The 20,184-nt window shown below is 69.7% G+C and carries 20 protein-coding genes; 13 read left to right on the top strand and 7 right to left on the bottom strand.

Features of this window, described 5'->3' with window-relative positions:
* The first annotated feature begins 12 nt into the window (after positions 1-12).
* The 9 genes from eno to OF850_RS07205 all read left to right on the top strand — a co-directional run bounded on the left by eno (position 13) and on the right by OF850_RS07205 (position 9,159).
* Complete coding sequence (gene eno / locus OF850_RS07245; protein WP_301589306.1) at positions 13-1,290, top strand: phosphopyruvate hydratase; 1,278 nt, start codon at positions 13-15, stop codon at positions 1,288-1,290.
* 159 nt (positions 1,291-1,449) lie between these two features.
* Complete coding sequence (locus tag OF850_RS07240; RefSeq protein ID WP_301589305.1) at positions 1,450-1,782, top strand: FtsB family cell division protein; 333 nt, start codon at positions 1,450-1,452, stop codon at positions 1,780-1,782.
* A gap of 197 nt (positions 1,783-1,979) precedes the next feature.
* Entirely contained in the window at positions 1,980-2,945 is a 966-nt protein-coding gene (gene pdhA / locus OF850_RS07235) for a pyruvate dehydrogenase (acetyl-transferring) E1 component subunit alpha (protein WP_301589440.1), read from the top strand.
* A 1-nt stretch (position 2,946) separates the two neighbouring features.
* Positions 2,947-4,368, top strand: a complete 1,422-nt coding sequence (locus tag OF850_RS07230) for a pyruvate dehydrogenase complex E1 component subunit beta (RefSeq protein ID WP_301589304.1) — start codon at positions 2,947-2,949, stop codon at positions 4,366-4,368.
* 13 nt (positions 4,369-4,381) lie between these two features.
* A complete protein-coding gene (locus OF850_RS07225; protein WP_301589303.1) occupies positions 4,382-5,791 on the top strand; it encodes a pyruvate dehydrogenase complex dihydrolipoamide acetyltransferase in 1,410 nt (469 codons plus the stop codon).
* Positions 5,792-5,796: 5 nt separating this feature from the next.
* The gene (locus tag OF850_RS07220; protein WP_301589302.1) at positions 5,797-6,276 is read left to right on the top strand and encodes a GNAT family N-acetyltransferase; all 480 of its coding nucleotides are present in this window, start codon (positions 5,797-5,799) and stop codon (positions 6,274-6,276) included.
* 3 nt (positions 6,277-6,279) lie between these two features.
* Positions 6,280-7,674, top strand: a complete 1,395-nt coding sequence (gene lpdA, locus OF850_RS07215; protein WP_301589301.1) for a dihydrolipoyl dehydrogenase — start codon at positions 6,280-6,282, stop codon at positions 7,672-7,674.
* Positions 7,675-7,720: 46 nt separating this feature from the next.
* Complete coding sequence (gene lipA / locus OF850_RS07210; RefSeq protein WP_301589300.1) at positions 7,721-8,686, top strand: lipoyl synthase; 966 nt, start codon at positions 7,721-7,723, stop codon at positions 8,684-8,686.
* Positions 8,686-9,159, top strand: coding sequence for a type II toxin-antitoxin system RatA family toxin (locus OF850_RS07205; RefSeq protein ID WP_301589299.1), 474 nt, complete (start codon positions 8,686-8,688; stop codon positions 9,157-9,159). Before lipA ends, OF850_RS07205 begins: the two co-directional genes overlap by 1 nt.
* On the opposite strand, the gene OF850_RS07200 is transcribed toward OF850_RS07205, so the two are convergent.
* Positions 9,147-10,757: a class I SAM-dependent methyltransferase gene (locus OF850_RS07200; RefSeq protein ID WP_301589298.1), complete on the bottom strand. Its 1,611-nt coding sequence runs from the start codon at positions 10,755-10,757 to the stop codon at positions 9,147-9,149. The two genes, OF850_RS07205 and OF850_RS07200, sit on opposite strands and share 13 nt — an antisense overlap.
* Before the next feature lie 69 nt (positions 10,758-10,826).
* Positions 10,827-11,879, bottom strand: a complete 1,053-nt coding sequence (locus OF850_RS07195; RefSeq protein WP_301589297.1) for a C-terminal binding protein — start codon at positions 11,877-11,879, stop codon at positions 10,827-10,829.
* An 83-nt stretch (positions 11,880-11,962) separates the two neighbouring features.
* On the opposite strand from OF850_RS07195, the gene OF850_RS07190 reads away from it, so the two are divergent.
* From OF850_RS07190 to OF850_RS07180, 3 genes are read left to right on the top strand one after another with little or no spacing between them, the layout of a single operon-like run.
* On the top strand, positions 11,963-12,715 hold the full coding sequence (locus OF850_RS07190) for an SDR family oxidoreductase (protein WP_301589296.1): 753 nt from the start codon (positions 11,963-11,965) through the stop codon (positions 12,713-12,715).
* A 10-nt stretch (positions 12,716-12,725) separates the two neighbouring features.
* Positions 12,726-13,811 (top strand): threonine aldolase family protein, encoded by a 1,086-nt coding sequence (locus OF850_RS07185; protein ID WP_301589295.1) that lies wholly within the window; start codon positions 12,726-12,728, stop codon positions 13,809-13,811.
* On the top strand, positions 13,801-14,175 hold the full coding sequence (locus OF850_RS07180; RefSeq protein ID WP_301589294.1) for a YraN family protein: 375 nt from the start codon (positions 13,801-13,803) through the stop codon (positions 14,173-14,175). The genes OF850_RS07185 and OF850_RS07180 overlap by 11 nt, the downstream gene beginning before the upstream one ends.
* Here the strand turns inward: OF850_RS07180 and OF850_RS07175 are convergent.
* The 4 genes from OF850_RS07175 to OF850_RS07160 form a co-directional block, all read right to left on the bottom strand.
* The gene (locus tag OF850_RS07175) at positions 14,150-15,133 is read right to left on the bottom strand and encodes an SMP-30/gluconolactonase/LRE family protein (protein ID WP_301589293.1); all 984 of its coding nucleotides are present in this window, start codon (positions 15,131-15,133) and stop codon (positions 14,150-14,152) included. The genes OF850_RS07180 and OF850_RS07175 overlap by 26 nt on opposite strands.
* Positions 15,134-15,853 carry a ribonuclease activity regulator RraA gene (locus OF850_RS07170; RefSeq protein WP_301589292.1) on the bottom strand — a complete coding sequence of 240 codons (720 nt, stop codon included), beginning with the start codon at positions 15,851-15,853 and terminating at the stop codon, positions 15,134-15,136.
* A 10-nt stretch (positions 15,854-15,863) separates the two neighbouring features.
* Positions 15,864-17,597: an L-arabinonate dehydratase gene (gene araD, locus OF850_RS07165; RefSeq protein WP_301589291.1), complete on the bottom strand. Its 1,734-nt coding sequence runs from the start codon at positions 17,595-17,597 to the stop codon at positions 15,864-15,866.
* A gap of 109 nt (positions 17,598-17,706) precedes the next feature.
* Entirely contained in the window at positions 17,707-18,663 is a 957-nt protein-coding gene (locus OF850_RS07160) for a Bug family tripartite tricarboxylate transporter substrate binding protein (RefSeq protein ID WP_301589290.1), read from the bottom strand.
* Positions 18,664-18,798: 135 nt separating this feature from the next.
* On the opposite strand from OF850_RS07160, the gene OF850_RS07155 reads away from it, so the two are divergent.
* Positions 18,799-19,473: a GntR family transcriptional regulator gene (locus OF850_RS07155; protein WP_301589289.1), complete on the top strand. Its 675-nt coding sequence runs from the start codon at positions 18,799-18,801 to the stop codon at positions 19,471-19,473.
* A 15-nt stretch (positions 19,474-19,488) separates the two neighbouring features.
* Here the strand turns inward: OF850_RS07155 and OF850_RS07150 are convergent, their stop codons facing one another.
* Complete coding sequence (locus OF850_RS07150; RefSeq protein WP_368044678.1) at positions 19,489-20,145, bottom strand: DsbA family oxidoreductase; 657 nt, start codon at positions 20,143-20,145, stop codon at positions 19,489-19,491.
* Between the last annotated feature and the right edge of the window lie 39 nt (positions 20,146-20,184).

Below are 20,184 nucleotides of genomic sequence, written 5' to 3'. Positions count from 1 at the left end.
GGAGCCGACGTCATGCCCGCCATTGCCGACATCATCGCCCGCGAGGTCCTCGACAGCCGCGGAAACCCGACCGTGGAAGCGGAGGTGGTGCTGGATGACGGCTCCCGCGGGCGGGCCATCGTCCCCTCGGGCGCCAGCACTGGCGCGCACGAGGCGGTGGAACTTCGCGACGGCGACAAGGCGCGCTTCGGCGGCAAGGGCGTGCTGAAGGCGGTCGCCAACATCGAGGGCGAGATCTTCGATGCGATCGGCGGCATGGACGCCTCCGAGCAGGTGAAGATCGACGGCATCATGCTGGAGCTGGACGGCACGCCCAACAAGGCGCGGTTGGGCGCCAACGCCACGCTGGCGGTCTCCCTCGCCCTCGCCAAGGCGGCGGCGGAGGCGCACGGCCTGCCGCTCTACCGCTATGTCGGCGGTGCCTTCGCCCGCACCCTGCCGGTGCCGATGATGAACATCATCAATGGCGGCAAGCACGCGGACAACCCGATCGACATCCAGGAATTCATGGTGATGCCGGTTGCGGCCGGGACCTTCGCCAACGCCACCCGCATCGGCGCCGAGATCTTCGCGGCGCTGAAGAAGCAGCTGCACGACGCGCACCACAACACCAACGTGGGCGACGAGGGGGGCTTCGCGCCCAACCTCAACAGCGCGGACGAAGCGCTGTCCTTCATCGCCAAGGCCTGCGAGAGCGCCGGGCATCGCCTCGGCGAGGACGTGATGCTCGCCCTCGACTGCGCCTCCACCGAGTTCTTCCACGGCGGCAAGTACGCGATGGAGGGCGAGGGCAAGACCCTCGATTCCGCCGGCATGGTCGATTACCTCGCCGCGCTCTGCTCCAAGTGGCCCATCATCTCCATCGAGGATGGCTGCGCCGAGGATGACTGGGAGGGGTGGAAGCTGCTGACCGACCGGCTGGGCGCCAAGGTCCAGCTGGTGGGCGACGACCTGTTCGTGACCAACCCGGAGCGGCTGCGCCAGGGCATCGAGAAGGCGACCGCCAACTCCATCCTGGTGAAGGTGAACCAGATCGGCACGCTCACCGAAACGCTGGAAGCGGTCGAGACCGCGCACAAGGCCAGCTACACCGCCGTGATGTCCCACCGCTCCGGCGAGACGGAGGACGCGACCATCGCCGACCTCGCCGTCGCGACGAATTGCGGGCAGATCAAGACCGGCTCCCTGTCTCGCTCGGACCGGCTGGCCAAGTACAACCAGCTGATCCGCATCGAGCAGGATCTGGGCCCCGCCGCGCGCTACGCAGGGCGGACGATCCTGAAGCGCTGATCCACGCGCCGCGGGGTGCCGTCCGCGGGCGGCATCCTGCTAAAATCCGCTGACTTCCTGCGTTCGGCCGCCCCAATCGCGCTGGACACCGCGCCGCTTGCATGAGAATCTGTCCTTGCCGCGCCGGGGGGCTGCGGCATGGGGGTTGGGGAGATTTTCATGCAGCGGGTGAAGCGGGCGCTGGGTCGTGCCGTGCGGCTTTTGGCTGCGCCGGTGGTGTTGTCGGCCATGACCGCGTTCTTCCTCTGGCACGCCTCGCATGGGGAGCGCGGTTTGATCGCGCGCGAGGCACGCGTCATCGAGATCGCTGAGGCCCGCATCCACCTGACACGAGCCACCGAGGAGCGCGAGGCCGCCGAGCGTCGGGTCAATGCGCTGCGCGGCGAGATGATCGACCAGGACCAGCTGGAGGAGCGCGCCCGGGCCCTGCTGAACCTCACCCAGCGGGACGAGATCGTGATCCCCTACCTGCCCGGGCAGCGGGTTTTCTGAGCGAAACTAGGCGATTCAACGCCTTTAACTGTAATTAAGTTAAATCTCTTTTTGCGTTGCGAAACCTTGGGTTTCGCGCCGGGGACTGCTTGCGGCTCGCCTTCCTCGGCCTTAAGTCGGAACGACAAGCCCAGGAGGAGCCGATGTCCACCGAGCCCGCCACGAAGCGACGCGGCAAGGCCGCGAAGGAACCGGCGATGGGCCGGGACAAGCTCCTCACCGCCTACCGGGACATGCTGCTGATCCGCCGCTTTGAGGAGAAGGCCGGTCAGCTCTACGGCATGGGCCTGATCGGCGGGTTCTGCCACCTCTACATCGGCCAGGAGGCCGTGGTGGTGGGCATGCAGCTGGCTCTCAAGGAGGGCGACCAGGTCATCACCTCCTACCGCGACCACGGCCACATGCTCGCCACGGGCATGGAGGCGCGCGGCGTGATGGCGGAGCTGACCGGGCGGATCGGCGGCTATTCCAAGGGCAAGGGCGGGAGCATGCACATGTTCTCGCGCGAGAAGGGGTTCTTCGGTGGCCACGGTATCGTGGGCGCGCAGGTCTCGCTCGGCGCCGGGCTGGCCTTCGCCAACATGTACCGGGGCAGCGACAACGTCGCCCTGACCTATTTCGGCGAGGGCGCGTCGAACCAGGGCCAGGTCTATGAGAGCTTCAACCTGGCCGCGCTGATGAAGCTGCCCTGCATCTTCATCATCGAGAACAACAAGTACGGCATGGGCACGAGCGTCGAGCGCGCCTCCGCCTCCAAGGACCTGTCCAAGAACGGTTCCCCCTGGGGCATCCCGGGCGAGCAGGTGGACGGCATGAACGTGCAGACCGTGCACGAGGCGGCGCAGCGCGCGGTCGCGCATTGCCGCGCCGGCAACGGCCCGTACCTGCTGGAGATGAAGACCTACCGCTACCGCGGCCACTCCATGTCCGACCCGGCGAAGTACCGCACCCGCGACGAGGTGCAGAAGATGCGCGAGCAGCACGACTGCCTGGAAATGGCGCGCAACGACCTCCTCGCCATGGGCATGACGGAGGCCGACCTCAAGGCGATCGACGACGAGGTGAAGGCCATCGTGCAGGACAGCGCGGATTTCGCCCAGCAAAGCCCCGAGCCGCCGGAAAGCGAGCTGTGGACCGACGTGCTGATCGAGGAGGCGCGCTGAGATGGGTGCCGAGATCCTGATGCCCGCCCTTTCGCCCACCATGACGGAGGGCAAGCTGGCGCGCTGGCTGAAGAAAGAGGGCGAGGCGGTGAAGAGCGGCGACGTGATCGCCGAGATCGAGACCGACAAGGCCACGATGGAGGTCGAGGCGGTGGATGAGGGGACGCTCACCCGCATCCTCGTCCCCGAGGGCACGGAGAACGTCTCCGTCAATTCCGTGATCGCGGAGCTGGATGGCGGGGTGGGCGGCGGCGCGGCCGCGCCCGCCCCCTCCGCGCAGCCCTCTTCCGCGCAGCCCGCCGACAAGACGCCCGAGCAGCGTGAGAAGGCCGCGCCCCTGCCGCAGGCGGAGGATCACGAGGCCCGCGCCAAGAAGGACGAGCATCCGCTCGCCGCCACCGCCGCCACGCCTTCCGCCAAGCCGGAGCGCGACTGGGGCCCGACGCAGAAGATCACGGTGCGCGAGGCGCTGCGCGACGCCATGGCAGCGGAGATGCGCCGAGACGCGGACGTGTTCCTGATGGGCGAGGAGGTCGCGCAGTACCAGGGCGCCTACAAGGTGTCCCAGGGCCTGCTGGACGAGTTCGGGCCGAAGCGCGTGATCGACACGCCCATCACCGAGCACGGCTTCACCGGCATGGCGGTGGGCGCGGCCTTTACCGGGCTGAAGCCGATCGTCGAGTTCATGACCTTCAACTTCTCGATGCAGGCCATCGACCAGATCATCAACTCGGCCGCCAAGACGCTCTACATGTCCGGTGGCCAGCTGGGCTGCCCGATCACCTTCCGTGGGCCGAACGGCGCGGCGTCGCGCGTCGCGGCGCAGCACTCGCAGTGCTATGCCTCCTGGTACGCGCACTGCCCCGGCCTCAAGGTCGTCGCGCCCTGGAGCGCGGCCGACGCGAAGGGCCTGCTGCGCGCCGCCATCCGCGACCCGAACCCGGTGATCGTGCTGGAGAACGAGATCCTCTACGGCCAGAGCTTCGAGTGCCCGACCGACGAGGAGTTCATCCTCGAGATCGGCAAGGCGAAGATCGAGCGGCCGGGCAAGGACGTCACCATCGTCGCCTTCTCCATCATGGTGGGCATGGCGATGCAGGCGGCGGAGAAGCTGGCCGAGCAGGGCATCGAGGCCGAGGTGATCAACCTCCGCTCCATCCGCCCTCTCGACACCGAGACCATCGTGAACAGCGTGCGCAAGACCAACCGCCTCGTCACGGTGGAAGAGGGCTGGCCCTTTGCCGGCATCGGCGCCGAGGTCGCGATGCAGATTATGGAGCACGCCTTCGACCACCTCGACGCGCCGCCGGTGCGCGTCACCGGGCTCGACATCCCGATGCCCTACGCCGCCAATCTCGAGAAGCTGGCCCTGCCGCGGCTCGAGCAGGTGGTGGAAGCCGCCCGCAACGTGACCTATCGCTGAGGGGACGACTCACATGGCCACGGACATCCTGATGCCCGCGCTGAGCCCCACCATGACAGAGGGGACGCTGGCGCGCTGGCTGAAGAACGAAGGCGACACGGTCAAGTCCGGTGACGTCATCGCCGAGATCGAGACCGACAAGGCGACGATGGAAGTCGAAGCGGTGGACGAGGGCGTCCTGGGCAAGATCCTCGTCCAGGGCGGCACCGAGGGGGTGAAGGTCAACCAGGTGATCGCCGTGCTGGTGGAGCCGGGCGAGGCCGTGCCGGAAGGCGGCGGGAAGCCCGCCACCCAGGCGGCCGGCGCGGCCGGCGCGGCCGACGATGCCGGCAACAAGCCCTCGCCCAGCGCCTCGCAGGCCCCGGCGCTGGAAGCCGTGAAGGATGCGGGCGGCAAGGTGGAAGGCGCGGCGGAGCAGCCCGTGCCGCCGCCCATGCCCACATCCTCCGGCAGCACCCAGCCCGCGCCGATGCCGCAGCCGCAGGGCGACCGCGTCTTCGCCTCGCCGCTCGCGCGGCGCATGGCGCAGCAGGCGGGGCTGGATCTCGCAGGCATCGAGGGCTCCGGGCCACAGGGGCGCATCGTGAAGGCGGATATCGAGGCGGCGATGAACCGCCCCGTCGCGAAGTCCGAGGCCCCGGCCGCCGGCCCGCGTGAGGCTGCCGCCCCGGCGCCGGCTCCCGCCGCCCCGGCCGCGCCGAAGCCCGCGCCCGTCGCCATCACCGCCGCCCACAAGGCGGTGCCCAACTCCTCCATGCGGAAGGTCATCGCCCGCCGCCTGTCGGAGTCGAAATCCACCATCCCGCATTTCTACGTGGCGATGGACATCGAGCTGGACGCGCTGCTGAAGCTGCGCGGCCAGCTCAACGCCTCCTCCCCCAAGGAGGGGCGGGGAGCCTTCAAGCTTTCGGTGAACGACCTCGTCATCAAAGCCTGCGCCGTGGCGCTGCGCCGCCACCCGCAGGTGAACGCCGCCTGGACCGATGACGCGATCCTGCAATTCGACGACGTGGACATCTCGGTCGCGGTGGCGATCCCGGACGGGCTCATCACGCCGATCGTCCGGCAGGCAGACCGCAAGGGGCTGTCGGCCATCTCCAACGAGATGAAGGACCTCGCCGCCCGCGCCAAGTCCGGCAAGCTGAAGCCGGACGAGTTCCAGGGCGGCGGGTTCAGCATCTCCAACATGGGCATGTACGGGGTCAGCCACTTCGCCGCGATCATCAACCCGCCCCAGGCCGGCATCCTGGCCGTGGGCGCGGGCGAGCAGCGGCCGGTGGTGAAGGACGGCGCGCTGGCCATCGCCACCGTGATGACCTGCCAGCTTTCCGTGGACCATCGCGTGATCGACGGCGCCCTGGCGGCTGAGTTCATGCAGACCCTCAAGGGGCTGATCGAGACCCCGCTGAGCCTGATGCTCTAGAGCCCATGTTTCGCTGGCGCGCGACCACGAAGGCGGACGTCCCGGAGATCCTCCGCCTCGTCCGCGCGCTGGCGGAGTATGAGCGCATCCCGCACGAGTTCACGGCGATCGTGGCGGATTACGAGCGCGCCTTCTTCGGCCCCGCGCCGGAGGCCGAGGCGATGCTGTGCGAATTGGAGGGACGGGTCGTAGCCGTCTGCGTCGTCGCCCGCACCTTCTCGACCTTCGCCGGCAAGCCGGGGCTGTGGATCGAGGACATCTTCGTGGAGCCGGAGCACCGCCGGAAGGGCATCGCCCGCGCTGCCTTCGCGGCGGTGGCGCAGCGTGCGGTCGCGGAAGGCTGCGCGCATCTCGAGTGGAACGTGCTGGACTGGAACGCGCCGGCCATCGCCGCCTACGAGGCGATGGGCGCCGTGCCCCGCAACGAATGGACCGACATGCGCGTCAGCGGCCCCGCCCTGGCCCGCCTGGCGCAAGGAGGCTGAGACATGGCCGAGCAGTTCGACCTGGTGGTGGTAGGCGGTGGCCCGGGCGGCTACGTCGCCGCGATCCGCGGCGCGCAGCTCAAGATGAAGGTTGCGCTGGTGGAGCGCGAGCACCTGGGCGGCATCTGCCTCAACTGGGGCTGCATCCCGACCAAGGCGCTGCTGCGCGCCTCGGAGATCAACCACCTGCTGCACACGCTCGACGCCTATGGCTTCGCGGCGGACAACGTGCGCTACGACTTCGCCAAGGTCATCAAGCGGTCGCGCGCCGTCGCGGGGCAGCTTTCCGGCGGGGTGAAGCACCTGCTGAAGAAGAACAAGGTCACGGTGTTCGACGGCACCGGCAAGCTGGCCGGGCCGGGCAAGTTGACGGTCACGGCCAAGGACGGCAAGGCCACGGAACTCCAGGCCAAAGACATCATCCTGGCCACCGGTTCCCGCGCCCGCGTCCTGCCGGGCATGGAGCCGGACGGCAAGCTGATCTGGTCCTATCGCGAGGCGATGGTGCCCGAGGTGATGCCGAAGAAGCTGATCGTCGTCGGTTCCGGCGCCATCGGTTCCGAGTTCGCGTCCTTCTACCTGAACATGGGCGCCGAGGTGACGCTGATCGAGGTGATGGATCGCATCCTGCCCGTCGAGGACGCGGAGATCGGCACCTTTGTCCGCAAGAGCTTCGAGAAGCAGGGCATGAAGGTGCTGACGGAGGCTCGCGTCCAGGGCGTCCGCAAGGGCGGTGACGGCATCACGGCCGTGGTCGAGGCGGGCGGCAAGGTGAGCGAGATTTCCGCCGACCGGCTGATCTCCGCCGTCGGCATCGTCGCCAACACCGAGAATCTCGGCCTGGAAGGCACGAAGGTGAAGCTGGAGCGGGGCAACGTCGTCATCGACGAGATGTGCCGCACCGGGGAAAAGGGCATCTGGGCGATCGGCGACGTGGCCGGTGCCCCCTGGCTGGCCCACAAGGCGAGCCACGAGGGGATCATCGCGGTCGAGGCGATCGCCGGGCTGCACCCGCACCCGATGGACGTGCTGAACATCCCTGGCTGCACCTATTGCCGCCCCCAGGTCGCCAGCGTCGGGCTGACCGAGGCCCGGGCGAAGGAGAAGGGCCACGAGGTGAAGATCGGCCGCTTCCCCTTCATCGGCAACGGCAAGGCCATCGCGATGGGCGAGCCGGAAGGCTTCGTGAAGACCGTGTTCGACAGCAAGACCGGGGAGCTGCTGGGCGCCCATATGGTCGGCCCCGAGGTGACCGAGATGATCCAGGGCTATGGCATCGCCCGCACCCTGGAATCCACGGAGGCCGAGCTGATGCACACGGTCTTCCCGCACCCCACCATCTCGGAGGCCATGCACGAGTCGGTGCTGGATGCCTACGGGCGCGTGATCCACATCTGAAGGCAGGGGTTCGTAAACGGGCCGGGCACGCTATATCTGCCCGGCCATGGCCCGCATCGAGATCAACCACGGCGCCGCTCAGGGGGCTGTCCGCCACCCGGAAAAGGCGCACCGCCCGGACAACCCGATCCAGCGCAAGCCCGCCTGGATACGGGTGAAGGCGCCCACCAGCCCCATCTATCACGAGACGCGGGCGCTGATGCGCGACAGCAAGCTGGTCACGGTCTGCGAGGAGGCGGCCTGCCCCAATATCGGGGAATGCTGGTCGCAGCGCCACGCCACCATGATGATCATGGGCGAGGTCTGCACCCGCGCCTGCTCCTTCTGCAACGTCGCGACCGGCCTGCCCAAGGCGCTGGACGAGGACGAGCCGCGCCGGGTGGGCGAGGCGGTGGCGAAGATGGGGCTGCGCCACGTGGTCGTGACCAGCGTGGACCGGGACGATTTGCGCGACGGCGGCGCCCGCCACTTCGCCCGCACCATCGCCGCCATCCGCGAGGCTGCGCCCGGCACGACGGTCGAGGTGCTGACCCCCGACTTCCTTCGCAAGGACGGCGCGCTGGAGGTGGTGGTGGAGGCCCGGCCCGACGTCTTCAACCACAACCTGGAGACGGTGCCGCGCCTGTATCCCAACATCCGGCCGGGGGCGCGCTACTACCACTCGCTGCGCCTGCTGGACCGGGTGAAGCGGCTGGACCCCACGGTCTTCACCAAGTCCGGCCTCATGGCCGGGCTGGGGGAGGAGCGGATCGAGGTGCAGCAGGTGATGGACGACATGCGTTCGGCCGAGGTGGATTTCCTGACGATCGGCCAGTACCTCCAGCCCACCGTGAAGCACGCCGCCGTGGCGCGCTTCGTGGAGCCTGCGGAGTTCGAGGACTACGCCGCGATGGCGCGGGCCAAGGGGTTCCTGCTGGTCAGCGCCACGCCGCTCACCCGCTCCTCCTACCACGCCGACCGCGACTTCGCGGCGCTCCAGGCCGCGCGGCGCCAGCTGGCCCCGGCGGCCTGATGCCCACCCACGCCGAGAAGCGGGTCCTGCGCCACAGGCCGGAGGACATGTTCGAGCTTGTGGCGGATGTGCGCCGCTATCCGGAATTCCTGCCCTGGTGCGTGGGCGCGCGCATCATCTCGCGCACCGAGGACAAGCTGGTCGCCGACCTCACCATCGGCTTCAAGCTGTTCCGGGAAACCTTCCGTTCGGAGGTCACGCTCGACCGCCCGCATTCGGTGCGGGTGCAGTACATGAACGGCCCCTTCCGCTACCTCAACAACACCTGGAAGTTCACGGAGGTCCCCGGCGGCACGGAGGTGGATTTCTTCGTGGATTTCGAGTTCCGCTCCCGGCTGCTCCAGGCGGTGATCGGCACCGTGTTCAACGAGGCGGTGCGGCTGATGGTCCGTGCCTTCGAGCGGCGGGCCATGCAGCTTTATGGCCGCGACGGGCCACGCGTCGCGGCGCAGCCCCAGGCTCAGGGGTCGTAGCGCCCGCTTGCCAGGCCGGGGTGCCAGCCCTCCCAGGTTACCTGGGTGGGGCCGGTCTTGCGGGCCACGACGCCGGTCATGCCAGGGGACGGGGCCTCGGGCATGCGGTCCAGCCCGGGCATGTAGGGCAGGCGCGGGACCGTGGCGAAGTCCAGCATCTCGAACCGGTCCAGGATCTCGAATCCCGTGCGGTCGTTCAGCAGCGCCGGCCATTTGTGGACGGTGAAGCGCTGGAAATCCCAGGGCTCGGCATGGAGCGGCCAGGAGCAGGGCACCACGGCGACGAAGAGCCCGCCCGGCCGCAGCAGCCGGTTGGCCTCGAGCACCACGCGCTCGGGCGAGAGCAGATGCTCCATGACGCTGTTGGACCAGCACACCCCGACCGAGCCGGCCGGCAGTACTTCTGACAGCCGGTGCGCGTCGGCCACGAGGTCCACGTTCGGCCCATCATGGATGTCGGAGGCGATGTAGCGCCAGCGCGGGTCCAGCTCCTTGCGCCGCTCGATGCTGGCCGGGCCGCGGGCGCCGAGTTCGAGGAAGACCTGCCCCTCGCCGCCCTCCTCCAGCGCGCGCGCCAGATGCGCGTCGCAAAGGCGGCTCCAGTTATCCACGAACTTGGTGCTGGGCTTGGCCTCGATCACCGTCCGATGGCCGTCGGCGAAGTGGGCATGGAGGCGCAGCGTGCGCATGAACCCCTCGGGGCCCAGCTTCGTGCGCTCCATCTCGAAGGGCAGGTCCAGCAGGAAGCGGATGCGGTGGCCGCGCCAGGATTCCTCCGGCCCGAGCCGCTCCATCAGCCCCGGCGACTGCAGCGGCCAGGGCGGCCGGGTGGGTGCCGGGATGGGAAACAGCCCCTCGGGCCATGACGGCGACTCGCCCCTGGGTGGGTCCGAGGTGATCCAGGAGGCGTGGGAAAGGGGGAGGGGGGATTCCAGCGCCAGCCCGGACAGGGCGGTCCCGGGCCGGAAGATCTCGAAATCCAGCTGGCCGCAATCGCCGAACAGGCTCCAGGCGTGACAGGCGTGCAGCACGCCGTCCTCCTCGACGAGCCCCGCCTCGGCGCGGCTGCCCCAGGGCTGGTCGAGGAGGAAGGTTTCGAAACGCGCCTCGCGCCAAGCCAGCGGCTGCTCGCCGGCATTCTCCGGATGGAGGCCGATCCAGGCCATGCGGCTGCGGATCGGCAGCAGCCGCGCCTCCAGCCGCCAGCCGTCGCCGGGCAGGGGGGTCGTCTCGCAGCTCAGCAATTCCTCGCCGATCTGCTCGACGCGGCCTTCCGCATCGAGATGCACATAGGCCTTGCGCATCCGCGTCACGTCGCCGCTGAAATCGATGCGCAGCCGTGAGCCCGGGGCCGGGCGCAACTCCACGGAAAGGGATTGCCCGCGCCCGGCCAGGAACGGGACCATGAGGGCGAGGCCATGGATGGGCGCAGCAGGATCGGGATGGAAGCGCGCCCATCCTTCCGCATCGGGCTCGCTCAGCCGGCCGCCCATCGGCTCGACCCCCTTGGCGGCACCGCCCGGGAAATGGACGGAGCGGCCAGGGCCAGGGTCGGGCACGCCCCATTCGGGGGCGCGCGCCGGATGGAAGAGCAGCATGGATGCCCCCGGATGGTTTTTCCCTTCATGGCGGAAGCCGGTTCCGCCGAGAAGGGCCGACCGGGCGCGTCAGCTATTCGGGCCGCGCCCGATCGCCACGGGCTGCCAGCGGCGCAGCTTGGTGGACTGCAGCACGGCGGGATTCACGCAGGACATCGGCCACCTGCCCTGCGCCACCAGTGCCAGCTCCGCGCCCACGCGGCGCTTGCGCGCCTCGTCGAACCGCGCCGAGGCGGAGGCGGTGTGGGCGGAGAGGATGACGTTGTCCATCTTGAGGATGGGGTTGTTGTGCGAAGGCGGCTCCACCTCCAGCACGTCCAGACCGGCATAGGCGATCCAGCCCTGCTGCAGCGCCTCGATCAGCCCCGACTCGTCCACGGTCGGGCCGCGCCCGGTGTTGAGGAAGATCGCGCTGCGCTTCATCGCCTTGAAGTGCTCGGCCCGCAGCATGTGGGTGCATTCGGGGCGCGCCGGAGCGTGCATGGACACGAAGTCGGAGCGGGACAGAAGGTCCTCCAGCGTCACCGGGGTGACGCCCATCTCGTACATCACGCTTTCCTCGACGAAGGGGTCGTAGGCGATGATGTTGAGGCCGAAGCCCTTGGCGCGGCGCGTCACGGCGCGGGCCACGCGCCCGAAGGAAATGAGGCCGAGCGTCTGGCCCCAGAGCCGGGGGATCTGCAGCAGCGCCGGGCGTCCCTCGCTCCAACGCCCCTCGCGCACCATCTTGTCCTGCTCGATCACGCGGCGGAAGGTGGAAAGGAGGAGGGTGAGGGCATGGTCCGCCACCTCCTCGATGAAGGTGTCGGGGATGTTGGTGACCGGGATGCCGGCTTCCGTCGCCGCCTTCACATCCACGCTGTCCACGCCGACCGATCCGAGCGAGATGACCTTGCAGTTGCCGAGGTTCTTGATGATCTCGGCCGTGATGGGGATGCCCTTGGCGTAGATGGCGTCCGCGTCCTTCGCCATCGCGATGAAGCCCGCCGTGTCGGTCGGACCCTCGACGATCTCGGCCTGCACGTCGGTCAGCGCCTTCAGCGCCTCCATCTCGTAGTCGTAGCCGCCGCCCGCGGTGGTGAAGCTCGCGCCCTTCGGGGTCACGATGGTGAACTTGGCCATTCCGTCTCCTCCCGCCTTCTCTGCCGGTTGCCGGAAGCCAAGCATGGGATAGGCTCGGCGCAAAGAGAGGCGAGGAGAGGTTCATGGCGAAGCTGGACGGAAAGCTGGCCTGGGTGACGGGCGCGGGCAGCGGCATCGGCGAGGCGGCGGCGGTCGCCCTGGCCGCGGAAGGCTGCACGGTGGTGCTGACCGGCCGCACCCGCGCGAAGCTGGAGGCGGTGGCTGCACGGATCGGGAAGGCGGCGCACGTGCAGCCGGCCGACCTGTCCGACGCGAGTTCTGTGCAGGCGGTCGCGTCCTTCATTGAGAAGGAGTTCGGCCGGCTCGACATCCTGGTGAACAATGCCGGGCTGAACATCAACGATCGGTCCTGGGCCAAGCTTTCCCCCGAGGGGATCCGGGAGCTGGTGGACGGCAACGTCATGAGCGCCTTCAACGGCGCCATCGCCGCCTTGCCGCTGATGCGCAAGCAGAAGGACGGGGTGATGATCCACACCGCCTCCATGGCCGGGCGATTCGTCTCGCCGATGGCCGGGCCGGGCTACGCCGCCTCCAAGCACGCGGTGGTGGCGATGAGCCATTCCATCAACATGGAGGAATGCGGCAACGGCATCCGCTCCACCGCGCTCTGTCCCGGCGAGGTCCGCACCCCCATCCTGGACAAGCGCCCCAACAAGCTGAGCGAGGGGGAGCTGAGCGAGATGCTCCAGCCCGAGGATTGTGCGGAGCTGATCCTGTTCCTCGTGACGCGCCCGCCGCATGTCTGCGTGAACGAGGTACTGGTGACGCCGACGCGCAATCGCGGCTACCTCGCCCAGCAGGCGCGGAAGCTGTAGAAGCGCGGCCATGGTTCACGCCCCCTCCGCCGCGTCCTGGACGCCCGTCCGCCCGCCGCGCAACGCGCCGCCGGTCCGCATCAACCTCTACTCCGACACGCAGACGCGCCCGACGCCCGCGATGAAGGAGGCGATGATGCGCGCCGAAGTGGGCGACGAGCAGCACGGCGACGACCCGACCGTTTGGGAACTGTGCGACCGCATGGCGGCGCTGATGGGCAAGGAGGCGGCGATGTTCCTGCCCTCCGGCACCATGTGCAACGTCGTCGCCATCCTGACCCACTGCCAGAAGGGCGACGAGGTCATCGCGCACGAGACTTCGCACATCCTGCACAGCGAGGGTGGCACCCATGCGGCGCTGACCGGCGTGCAGATCATGGGGCTGAAGGGCGCGCGCGGCATGTTCACGGCCGACGATTTGCGCGCCGCCATCCGGCCCCGCACCCGCTACGCCCCGCCGCAGCGCCTGCTGGAGATCGAGCAGACCGCCAATATCGGCGGCGGCGCGGTCTGGCCGCTGGCGACCCTCAACGAATTGACCGGCATCGCGCGCGAGCAGGGCTGGGCCACCCACATGGACGGGGCGCGGCTCTTGAACGCCACCGTCGCCGCGGGCATCGCGCCCGCCGAGATGGTGGCCGGCTTCGACTCGGTCTGGCTGGACTTCACCAAGGGGCTGGGGGCGCCGTTGGGTGCTGTGCTGTGCGGCTCGCGGGAGTTCATCGACGCGGCCTGGCGCTGGAAGCAGCGCCTGGGCGGCTCCATGCGGCAGGGCGGCATCTGCGCCGCCGCCTGCATCCATGCCCTGGACCACCACGTGGACCGGCTGGCCGAGGACCACGCCAATGCCCGCGACCTGGCGCGCGGCCTGGGCCAGATCGAGGGCGTGGTGGTGGAGGAGCCGGACACCAACCTCGTCTTCTTCGACATCAAGGGCACGGGCGTTTCCGTCGAGACGCTGCAGAAGCGCTTGATGGAGAAGGGCATCATGGTCAGCGGCCTGGGCGGCCGCGTGCGCGCCTGCACTCATCTGGATGTCACGCCCGCCATGATCCCCGAGGCGGTGAGCGCCATCCGCGAGGCCCTTGCCGCCTGATCGCGCGCAGCGCGGCCAGGCCGCCCACCGCCTCGGGCTGGATGCCGAGGCGGTGGCGGAAGCCGCGCTTCTGCGCGAGGGCTGGACGGTCCTGGCCCGCCGCGTCCGCACCCCGGCTGGCGAACTGGATCTCATCGCCCAGCGCGACGGGCTGCTCGCCTTCATCGATGTGAAGGCCCGCCCTTCCTGGCGGGAGGCAGCCCTCGCCGTGACCGCACGCCAGCAATCGCGCCTCCTGGCGGCCGCCGAGGCGTGGATGGCGCATCACCCGGGCCATGGCGCGGGGGGCGTGCGCTTCGACGTCATCCTGGTCGCGGCGGATGGCTCCGCCCGCCGGATCACGGACGCGTTTCGCCTCTGGTGACCGGCGCGTCCGGCCAGGTCGCGCCCTGCGCCCCCGTGTAGAGGGACATCAGCATGGTCCCGCAGGTCATGAAGAGGCGGTTGCGGTGGCGACCCCCGAAGGCGAGGTTGGCGCAGCGGATCGGAAGGTGGATGCGGCCGATCACCTCCCCTTCCGGGTTGAAGACGCAAACGCCGTCATGCGTCTCCCCCGTGCCCCAGCCGCACCAGAGGTTGCCACCCACGTCCACGCGGAACCCGTCCGGCGTTTCGCCCGGCGCGCAGCGGTAGAAAACGCGACCTTCGTCCAGCCCGCGCCCATCCGCGGACACGCCGAAGGCGCGGATGGTCCGCGGCTCCGACCCGGACTCGACGACATAGAGGATGCGCTCGTCGGGCGAGAAGGCGAGGCCGTTGGGACGCTGGATCCCGCTCGCCACCCGCGTCACCGCGCCCGTCGCGCCATCGATCCGGTAGACGTCGGTGGGCAGGTCCGGCTCGGCGCGCTCGCCCTCATAGAAGCCGAGGATGCCGAAGGGCGGATCGGTGAACCAGACGCTGTCGTCGGACTTCACGATCACGTCGTTGGGGGAGTTCAGCCGCTTCCCCTCGAAATGGCTCGCCAGGGTGGTGATGCGCCCGTCATGCTCGGTGCGGGTGACGCTGCGGCTCCCGTGCTCGCAGGAAACGAGGCGGCCCTGGTGGTCCCGCGTGTTGCCATTGGCATGGCCCGAGGGCTTGCGGAACTCCGAGACCTGCCCCGTCTCCTCGCTCCAGCGCAGGATGGCGTTGTTGGGGATATCGGAGAAGAACAGGCAGCGCTGATCCCCGAACCAGACCGGCCCCTCGGCCCAGCGGAAGCCGGTGGCCAGCACCTCCACGTGCGCGGCGTTCAGCCGGTAGCGCGCGAAGGAGGGATGGACGATCTCGATCGCCGGGTCGGGATAGCGGACGACCTCGCTCCAGCGCCCGCCGGGCATCTAGCGGCCCCGCTCCTTCCGCCATGCGTCGAAGAGCTCCAGGTTGCGCGCATCGGTCGCCGGGTAGAGGCCGCGGATGCTGTGCCCGTCCCGGACGCGCTCGGTGACGAAATCCTCATAGGCCGTCATCTCCGTCGCCTCGGCCGCGATCACCTCGGCGAGATGGGCGGGGATGACGATCACCCCGTCCCCGTCGCCCACCAGCACGTCGCCGGGAAAGACCGGCGCGTCTCCGCAGGCGATGGGCTCGTTCAGGGCGATGGCGTGGTTCAGCGTCAGGTTGGTGGGCGCGGAGGGGCGGTGGTGATAGGTCGGGATGCCCAGCGCCCCGATCTCCACGCTGTCGCGGAAGCCGCCATCGGTGACGACGCCCGCCACGCCGCGCGCCAGGAGCCGCGAGACCAGGATGCCGCCGGCCGACGCGGCGCGCGCATCCTTGCGGCTGTCCATCACCAGCACATGGCCGGGCGGGCAGGTCTCGACCGCCTTGCGCTGCGGGTGCTCGGGATCCTTGAACACCTCCAGCGTGTTGAGGTCCTCGCGCGCCGGGATGTAGCGCAGGGTGAAAGCCTCGCCGACCATGGATTCCTCCCCCGGCGGGTGCAGGGGGCGCACGTCCTGGATCATCTGCTGACGGAAGCCGCGCTTGAACAGCGCGGTCGCCAGGGTGGCGGTGCTGACGCGCCGTAGCTTCGCGCGGGTCTCGTCGGAAAGGGCCATGGCGCGTCCCTCAATAGATGGCGGGTTCGGCGACCGGGGCGCCGAAGTCGCTGCGGAGGAAGTCGAAGTCGCAGCCCAGGTTGGCCTGCTGGATGTGGCGGCTGAACATGTAGCCATAGCCGCGCTCGTAGCGCCGTTCGGGCGGGGTCCAGGCGGCGCGGCGCGCCGCCAGCTCCTCCGCGCTCACCTCGATGTCGATGCGGCGCGCACCGACGTCGAGGGAGACGATGTCGCCGTCGCGCAGCAGGGCCAGCGGCCCGCCGACGAAGCTTTCCGGCGCCACGTGCAGCACGCAGGCGCCGTATGAAGTTCCGGACATGCGCGCGTCGCTGATCCGCAGCATGTCGCGGTGCCCCTGCTTCAGCAGGGCGCGCGGCATGGGCAGCATCCCCCATTCCGGCATGCCCGGCCCGCCCAGGGGGCCGGCGTTGCGCAGCACCATGACGTGGTCCGGGGTGATGTCCCAGGATTCGTCCTCCACCGCCTTCTTCATGGAGGGGTAGTCGTCGAACACCACCGCCGGGCCGCGATGCTTCAAGAAGCGCTGGTCCATGGCGGCCGGCTTGATCACGCAGCCATCGGGGGCGAGGTTGCCCTTCAGCACCGCCAGCGAGCCCTCGCCGTAGATCGGGTTGTCCACCGTGCGGATCACGTCGTCGTTGAAGCAGCGCGCGCCGGCGATGTTCTCGCCCAGGGTGCGGCCGTTCACCGTGACGCAGGACAGGTCCAGGTGCTCCTTGATGCGGTCCATCAGGGCGCGGATGCCGCCGGCGTAGAAGAAATCCTCCATCAGGTAGGCGGTGCCGGACGGGCGGACATTGCCGATCACCGGCACACGGCGGCTCGCCGCCTCGAAATCGTCCAGCCCGATCTCCTGCCCCGCGCGGCGGGCCATGGCGATCAGGTGGATGATGGCGTTGGTGGAGCAGCCCATGGCCATGGCGACAACGATGGCGTTCAGGAAGGCGGCGCGGGTCTGGAAGCGGGAGGGGCGCAGATCCTCCCACACCATCTCCACCGCGCGGCGGCCGCTTTCCGAGCACATGCGGATGTGGCCGGCATCGGGGGCGGGGATGGAGGAACCGCCCGGCAGCACCCAGCCCACCGCCTCGGCGATGGCGGTCATGGTGCTGGCCGTGCCCATGGTCATGCAGGTGCCGGGGGAGCGGGCGATGCCCGCCTCCACCCCCAGCCAGTCCTCCTGGGTGATGGTGCCGGCGCGCAGCTCGTCCCAGTACTTCCAGGCATCGCTGCCGGAGCCGAGCGTCTTGCCCCCGAAATTGCCGCGCAGCATCGGCCCGGCCGGGACATAGATGGCCGGGATGTCCATGGAGGTGGCGCCCAGCAGTAGCCCGGGCGTGGTCTTGTCGCAGCCGCCCATCAGCACCGCCCCGTCCACGGGGTGGGAGCGCAGCAGCTCCTCCGTCTCCATGGCCAGCATGTTGCGGTAGAGCATGGTGGTCGGCTTCACGAAGCTTTCGGACACGGACAGGGCCGGCAGCTCCACCGGGAAGCCTCCCGCCATCAGGATGCCGCGCTTCACGTCCTCCACCCGCGTCTTGAAGTGGGAATGGCAGGGCTGGAGGTCGGACCAAGTGTTCAGGATCGCGATGACGGGGCGGCCCTGCCACTCCTCCGGCGCGTAGCCCATTTGCATGGCGCGGGAGCGGTGGCCGAAGGAGCGGAGATCGGCCGGGCCGAACCAGCGGGCGGAGCGCAGCTCGGCGGGGGACTTGCGGGTCATGGCGTTTCCTCGGTGAGGGATCGGCGGCGCGGCTCTGGTGTCCGCGGGGCGGCTATCTTCGGGGGTCGGGGCGTGTTGGTCGAGCCGGGAGCGCGGCACGGCCGTCCCGTCAGTCGAGGCGGATGTTCGCCGCGCGCGCGACCGCGCCCCACCGCGCCGTTTCCGACGCCACGAAAGCGGCGAATTCCCCCGGCGAACTGCCGACCGGCGTGATGCCAAGCTCCCGGAAGCGCGCCGCGACAAGCGGCATGGCGAGGGCGGCAACAGCCTCCCGCTGCAGGCGCGCGACGACGGGCGCGGGCGTGCGGGCGGGGGCGAAGATCCCGTGCCAGGACAGGCTCTCGAAGCCCGGCAGCGCTTCCGCGACCGCGGGGATTTCCGGCACGGCGGCGGCGCGATCCCGCGAGGTGACGCCAAGGATGCGCATCCGCCCCTCGCGGGCGAAAGGCAGGACCGAGGAAAGGTTGTCGAAGGCGAGGGGCAGTTCGCCCGAGAGCAGCGCGGTCGTGACTTGGGCCGAGCCGCGATAGGGGATGTGCTCGATCTCCGTGCCCGTCATCTGGGCGAAGAGCGCGCCGGCGAGGTGCACGGAGGTGCCGACGCCCGAGGTGCCGAAAGGCATGCCGCGATTGGTGCGCGTCGCCGCGACGAGGCCGGGCAGGTCGCGGATGGCTGAGGCGGCGGGCACCACGATTGCGTTGGGCTGCGCCGCAAGCTGCGTCACCGGGGCGAAGTCGCGCAGGTTGTCGTAGGGCATTCGCGGCGTGATGGCCGGGTTGATCGCGTGTGAGGAAATGGTGCCGAGCACCAGGGTGTTGCCGTCCGGCGCCGCGCGCGCCACCGCTTCCGCCCCGATGTTGCCGCCGGCGCCCGGCCGGTTCTCGACGACCACCGGAACGCCGAGGGACTTCGCCATCTCCAACCCGACTAGGCGCGCGACCGTGTCGGAGGTGCCGGCCGCAAAGGGGACGATGAGCCGGATGGGCTGCGAAGGCCAGTTGCGTTCCTGTGCCGATGCGGCAGCGGGAAGGAGGGCCAGCAAGGGCAAGGCGCGGCGTGCGATCATGGCATGCGTTTCCCGACAGACCGGCCCTTGGATCGGGCTCTCATTTCTATCTTATATATCAGATGTCAGTTGTCAAGTTACGGAAAGGGCTGTTAGCGACGGCATGTGGACACGGTTTCCCCTCAGGCGCTCCCGATGCGTCGCAGTGCGGCTGAGCTGGCGTACGAGGCGCTGCGCGACGCCATCGTCTCACTGGCCCTGCCGCCGGGCACGGTGCTGGACCGCACCGCGCTCGCCGCACGCCTGGGGGTGAGCCAGACGCCGCTGCGGGAAGCGCTGATCCGCCTGCTGGGGGAGGGGTTGGTGGAGGTGGTGCCGCAATCGGCCACGCGCGTGTCGCGAATCTCCGTCGCCGTGGCACGCGAGGCGCAGCTCCTGCGCCTGGCGGTCGAACTGGAACTGGTGCGGCGCCTCGCCGCCGACGCGCCGCCCAACCTTTTCGGCGTGCTGGCGGGGCAGATCGAGCGGATGCGCGCGGCGGTGGGAAGCGAGGAGGAGTTCCACGCGGCGGACGAGGCGTTCCATGCTGCACTCTACCGTGCCGCGGGCGTGCCCGGCCTGCGCGCTCTGGTGTGCGGTCGCTCCGGCGACCTCGACCGGATGCGCCGCCTGCACCTGCCCGCGTCGGGCAAGGCGCTGCGTGTCCTCGCGGATCACGAGGCGCTCCTCGAGGCGCTGCGCCTCGCCGATCCGGCGGCTGCCGAGTGGGTGCTGCGCGACCACCTCAGCGGCACCTTCGCCGAAGTGGAGGCGCTGCGTGACGTCGCGCCGGACTATTTCGCCGCGGATGCGGGAAAGGACGACGCCTAGCCGCGGCCCAGGTCCTCAATCGGCCAGCGCGACCTCGATCAGCCTTTCCAGCACCTCCGGCTCCTGGGCGCCGGCGATGGCATGGACGCCGTCCACCAGGAAGCAGGGCACGCCGTTGATGCCCAGGCGGTGCGCCCGCAGGTTCTCTAGGTGGACCCATTCCGTCTCGCCCTGCCCGGCGAGGAACCGGCGCGTTTCCTCCGCGTCCAGCCCTTCCGCGGCGGCAATGGCCGCCAGCGTCTCGGCTTGGCCGATGTCGCGCCCCTCGGCGAAAAAGGCGTGGAAGATCGCCGAGACGAGCGTGGCGGCCGGGACCTGACGCCCCGCCCATCGCAGGAGCCGGTGCGCGTCGAGCGAGGAGGGCACGCGGCGCTGCAGGTCGAACCGGAAGGGAATGCCTTCCGCCGCGCCTAGCTCGGCGATGGCGCCATGGAGGCGCCGCGCCCGTTCCTCGCCGCCGAACTTGCGGGCCAGCCAGTCCTGGCGGGGCGTGCCGCCCGGGGCGATGTCCGGGTTGAGCAGGAAGGGCCGCCACAGCAGCTCGGCCTGGAGGTCCGGGCGGGCCGCCAGCACCCGCAGCAGCCGCGCGATGCCCAGGTGGCACCACGGGCAGACGAAGTCGAACACGACCTCGATGGACAGGCGGGGGGGTGGTGGGGCCAGGATGTTCACGACAGGACACCCTATCCGAAGGGTGCGGGTTGCGGCAAA

It is taken from the genome of Sabulicella glaciei (genome assembly GCF_026183895.1).
Taxonomy (GTDB): Bacteria; Pseudomonadota; Alphaproteobacteria; order Acetobacterales; family Acetobacteraceae; genus Roseococcus; species Roseococcus glaciei.
This window is presented reverse-complemented; position numbering and strand designations above follow the sequence as displayed.

Coding starts and splice junctions, on each gene's coding strand:
- OF850_RS07230 (WP_301589304.1), top strand. CDS start 2,947: ATGGGTGCCGAGATCCTGATGCCCGCCCTTTCGCCCACCATGACGGAG.
- OF850_RS07220 (WP_301589302.1), top strand. CDS start 5,797: ATGTTTCGCTGGCGCGCGACCACGAAGGCGGACGTCCCGGAGATCCTC.
- OF850_RS07190 (WP_301589296.1), top strand. CDS start 11,963: ATGGCGAAGCTGGACGGAAAGCTGGCCTGGGTGACGGGCGCGGGCAGC.
- OF850_RS07170 (WP_301589292.1), bottom strand. CDS start 15,853: ATGGCCCTTTCCGACGAGACCCGCGCGAAGCTACGGCGCGTCAGCACC.
- OF850_RS07200 (WP_301589298.1), bottom strand. CDS start 10,757: ATGCTGCTCTTCCATCCGGCGCGCGCCCCCGAATGGGGCGTGCCCGAC.
- OF850_RS07175 (WP_301589293.1), bottom strand. CDS start 15,133: ATGCCCGGCGGGCGCTGGAGCGAGGTCGTCCGCTATCCCGACCCGGCG.
- OF850_RS07185 (WP_301589295.1), top strand. CDS start 12,726: ATGGTTCACGCCCCCTCCGCCGCGTCCTGGACGCCCGTCCGCCCGCCG.
- araD (WP_301589291.1), bottom strand. CDS start 17,597: ATGACCCGCAAGTCCCCCGCCGAGCTGCGCTCCGCCCGCTGGTTCGGC.
- pdhA (WP_301589440.1), top strand. CDS start 1,980: ATGGGCCGGGACAAGCTCCTCACCGCCTACCGGGACATGCTGCTGATC.
- OF850_RS07160 (WP_301589290.1), bottom strand. CDS start 18,663: ATGATCGCACGCCGCGCCTTGCCCTTGCTGGCCCTCCTTCCCGCTGCC.
- eno (WP_301589306.1), top strand. CDS start 13: ATGCCCGCCATTGCCGACATCATCGCCCGCGAGGTCCTCGACAGCCGC.
- OF850_RS07155 (WP_301589289.1), top strand. CDS start 18,799: ATGCGTCGCAGTGCGGCTGAGCTGGCGTACGAGGCGCTGCGCGACGCC.
- lipA (WP_301589300.1), top strand. CDS start 7,721: ATGGCCCGCATCGAGATCAACCACGGCGCCGCTCAGGGGGCTGTCCGC.
- OF850_RS07240 (WP_301589305.1), top strand. CDS start 1,450: ATGCAGCGGGTGAAGCGGGCGCTGGGTCGTGCCGTGCGGCTTTTGGCT.
- OF850_RS07225 (WP_301589303.1), top strand. CDS start 4,382: ATGGCCACGGACATCCTGATGCCCGCGCTGAGCCCCACCATGACAGAG.
- OF850_RS07205 (WP_301589299.1), top strand. CDS start 8,686: ATGCCCACCCACGCCGAGAAGCGGGTCCTGCGCCACAGGCCGGAGGAC.
- OF850_RS07195 (WP_301589297.1), bottom strand. CDS start 11,879: ATGGCCAAGTTCACCATCGTGACCCCGAAGGGCGCGAGCTTCACCACC.
- lpdA (WP_301589301.1), top strand. CDS start 6,280: ATGGCCGAGCAGTTCGACCTGGTGGTGGTAGGCGGTGGCCCGGGCGGC.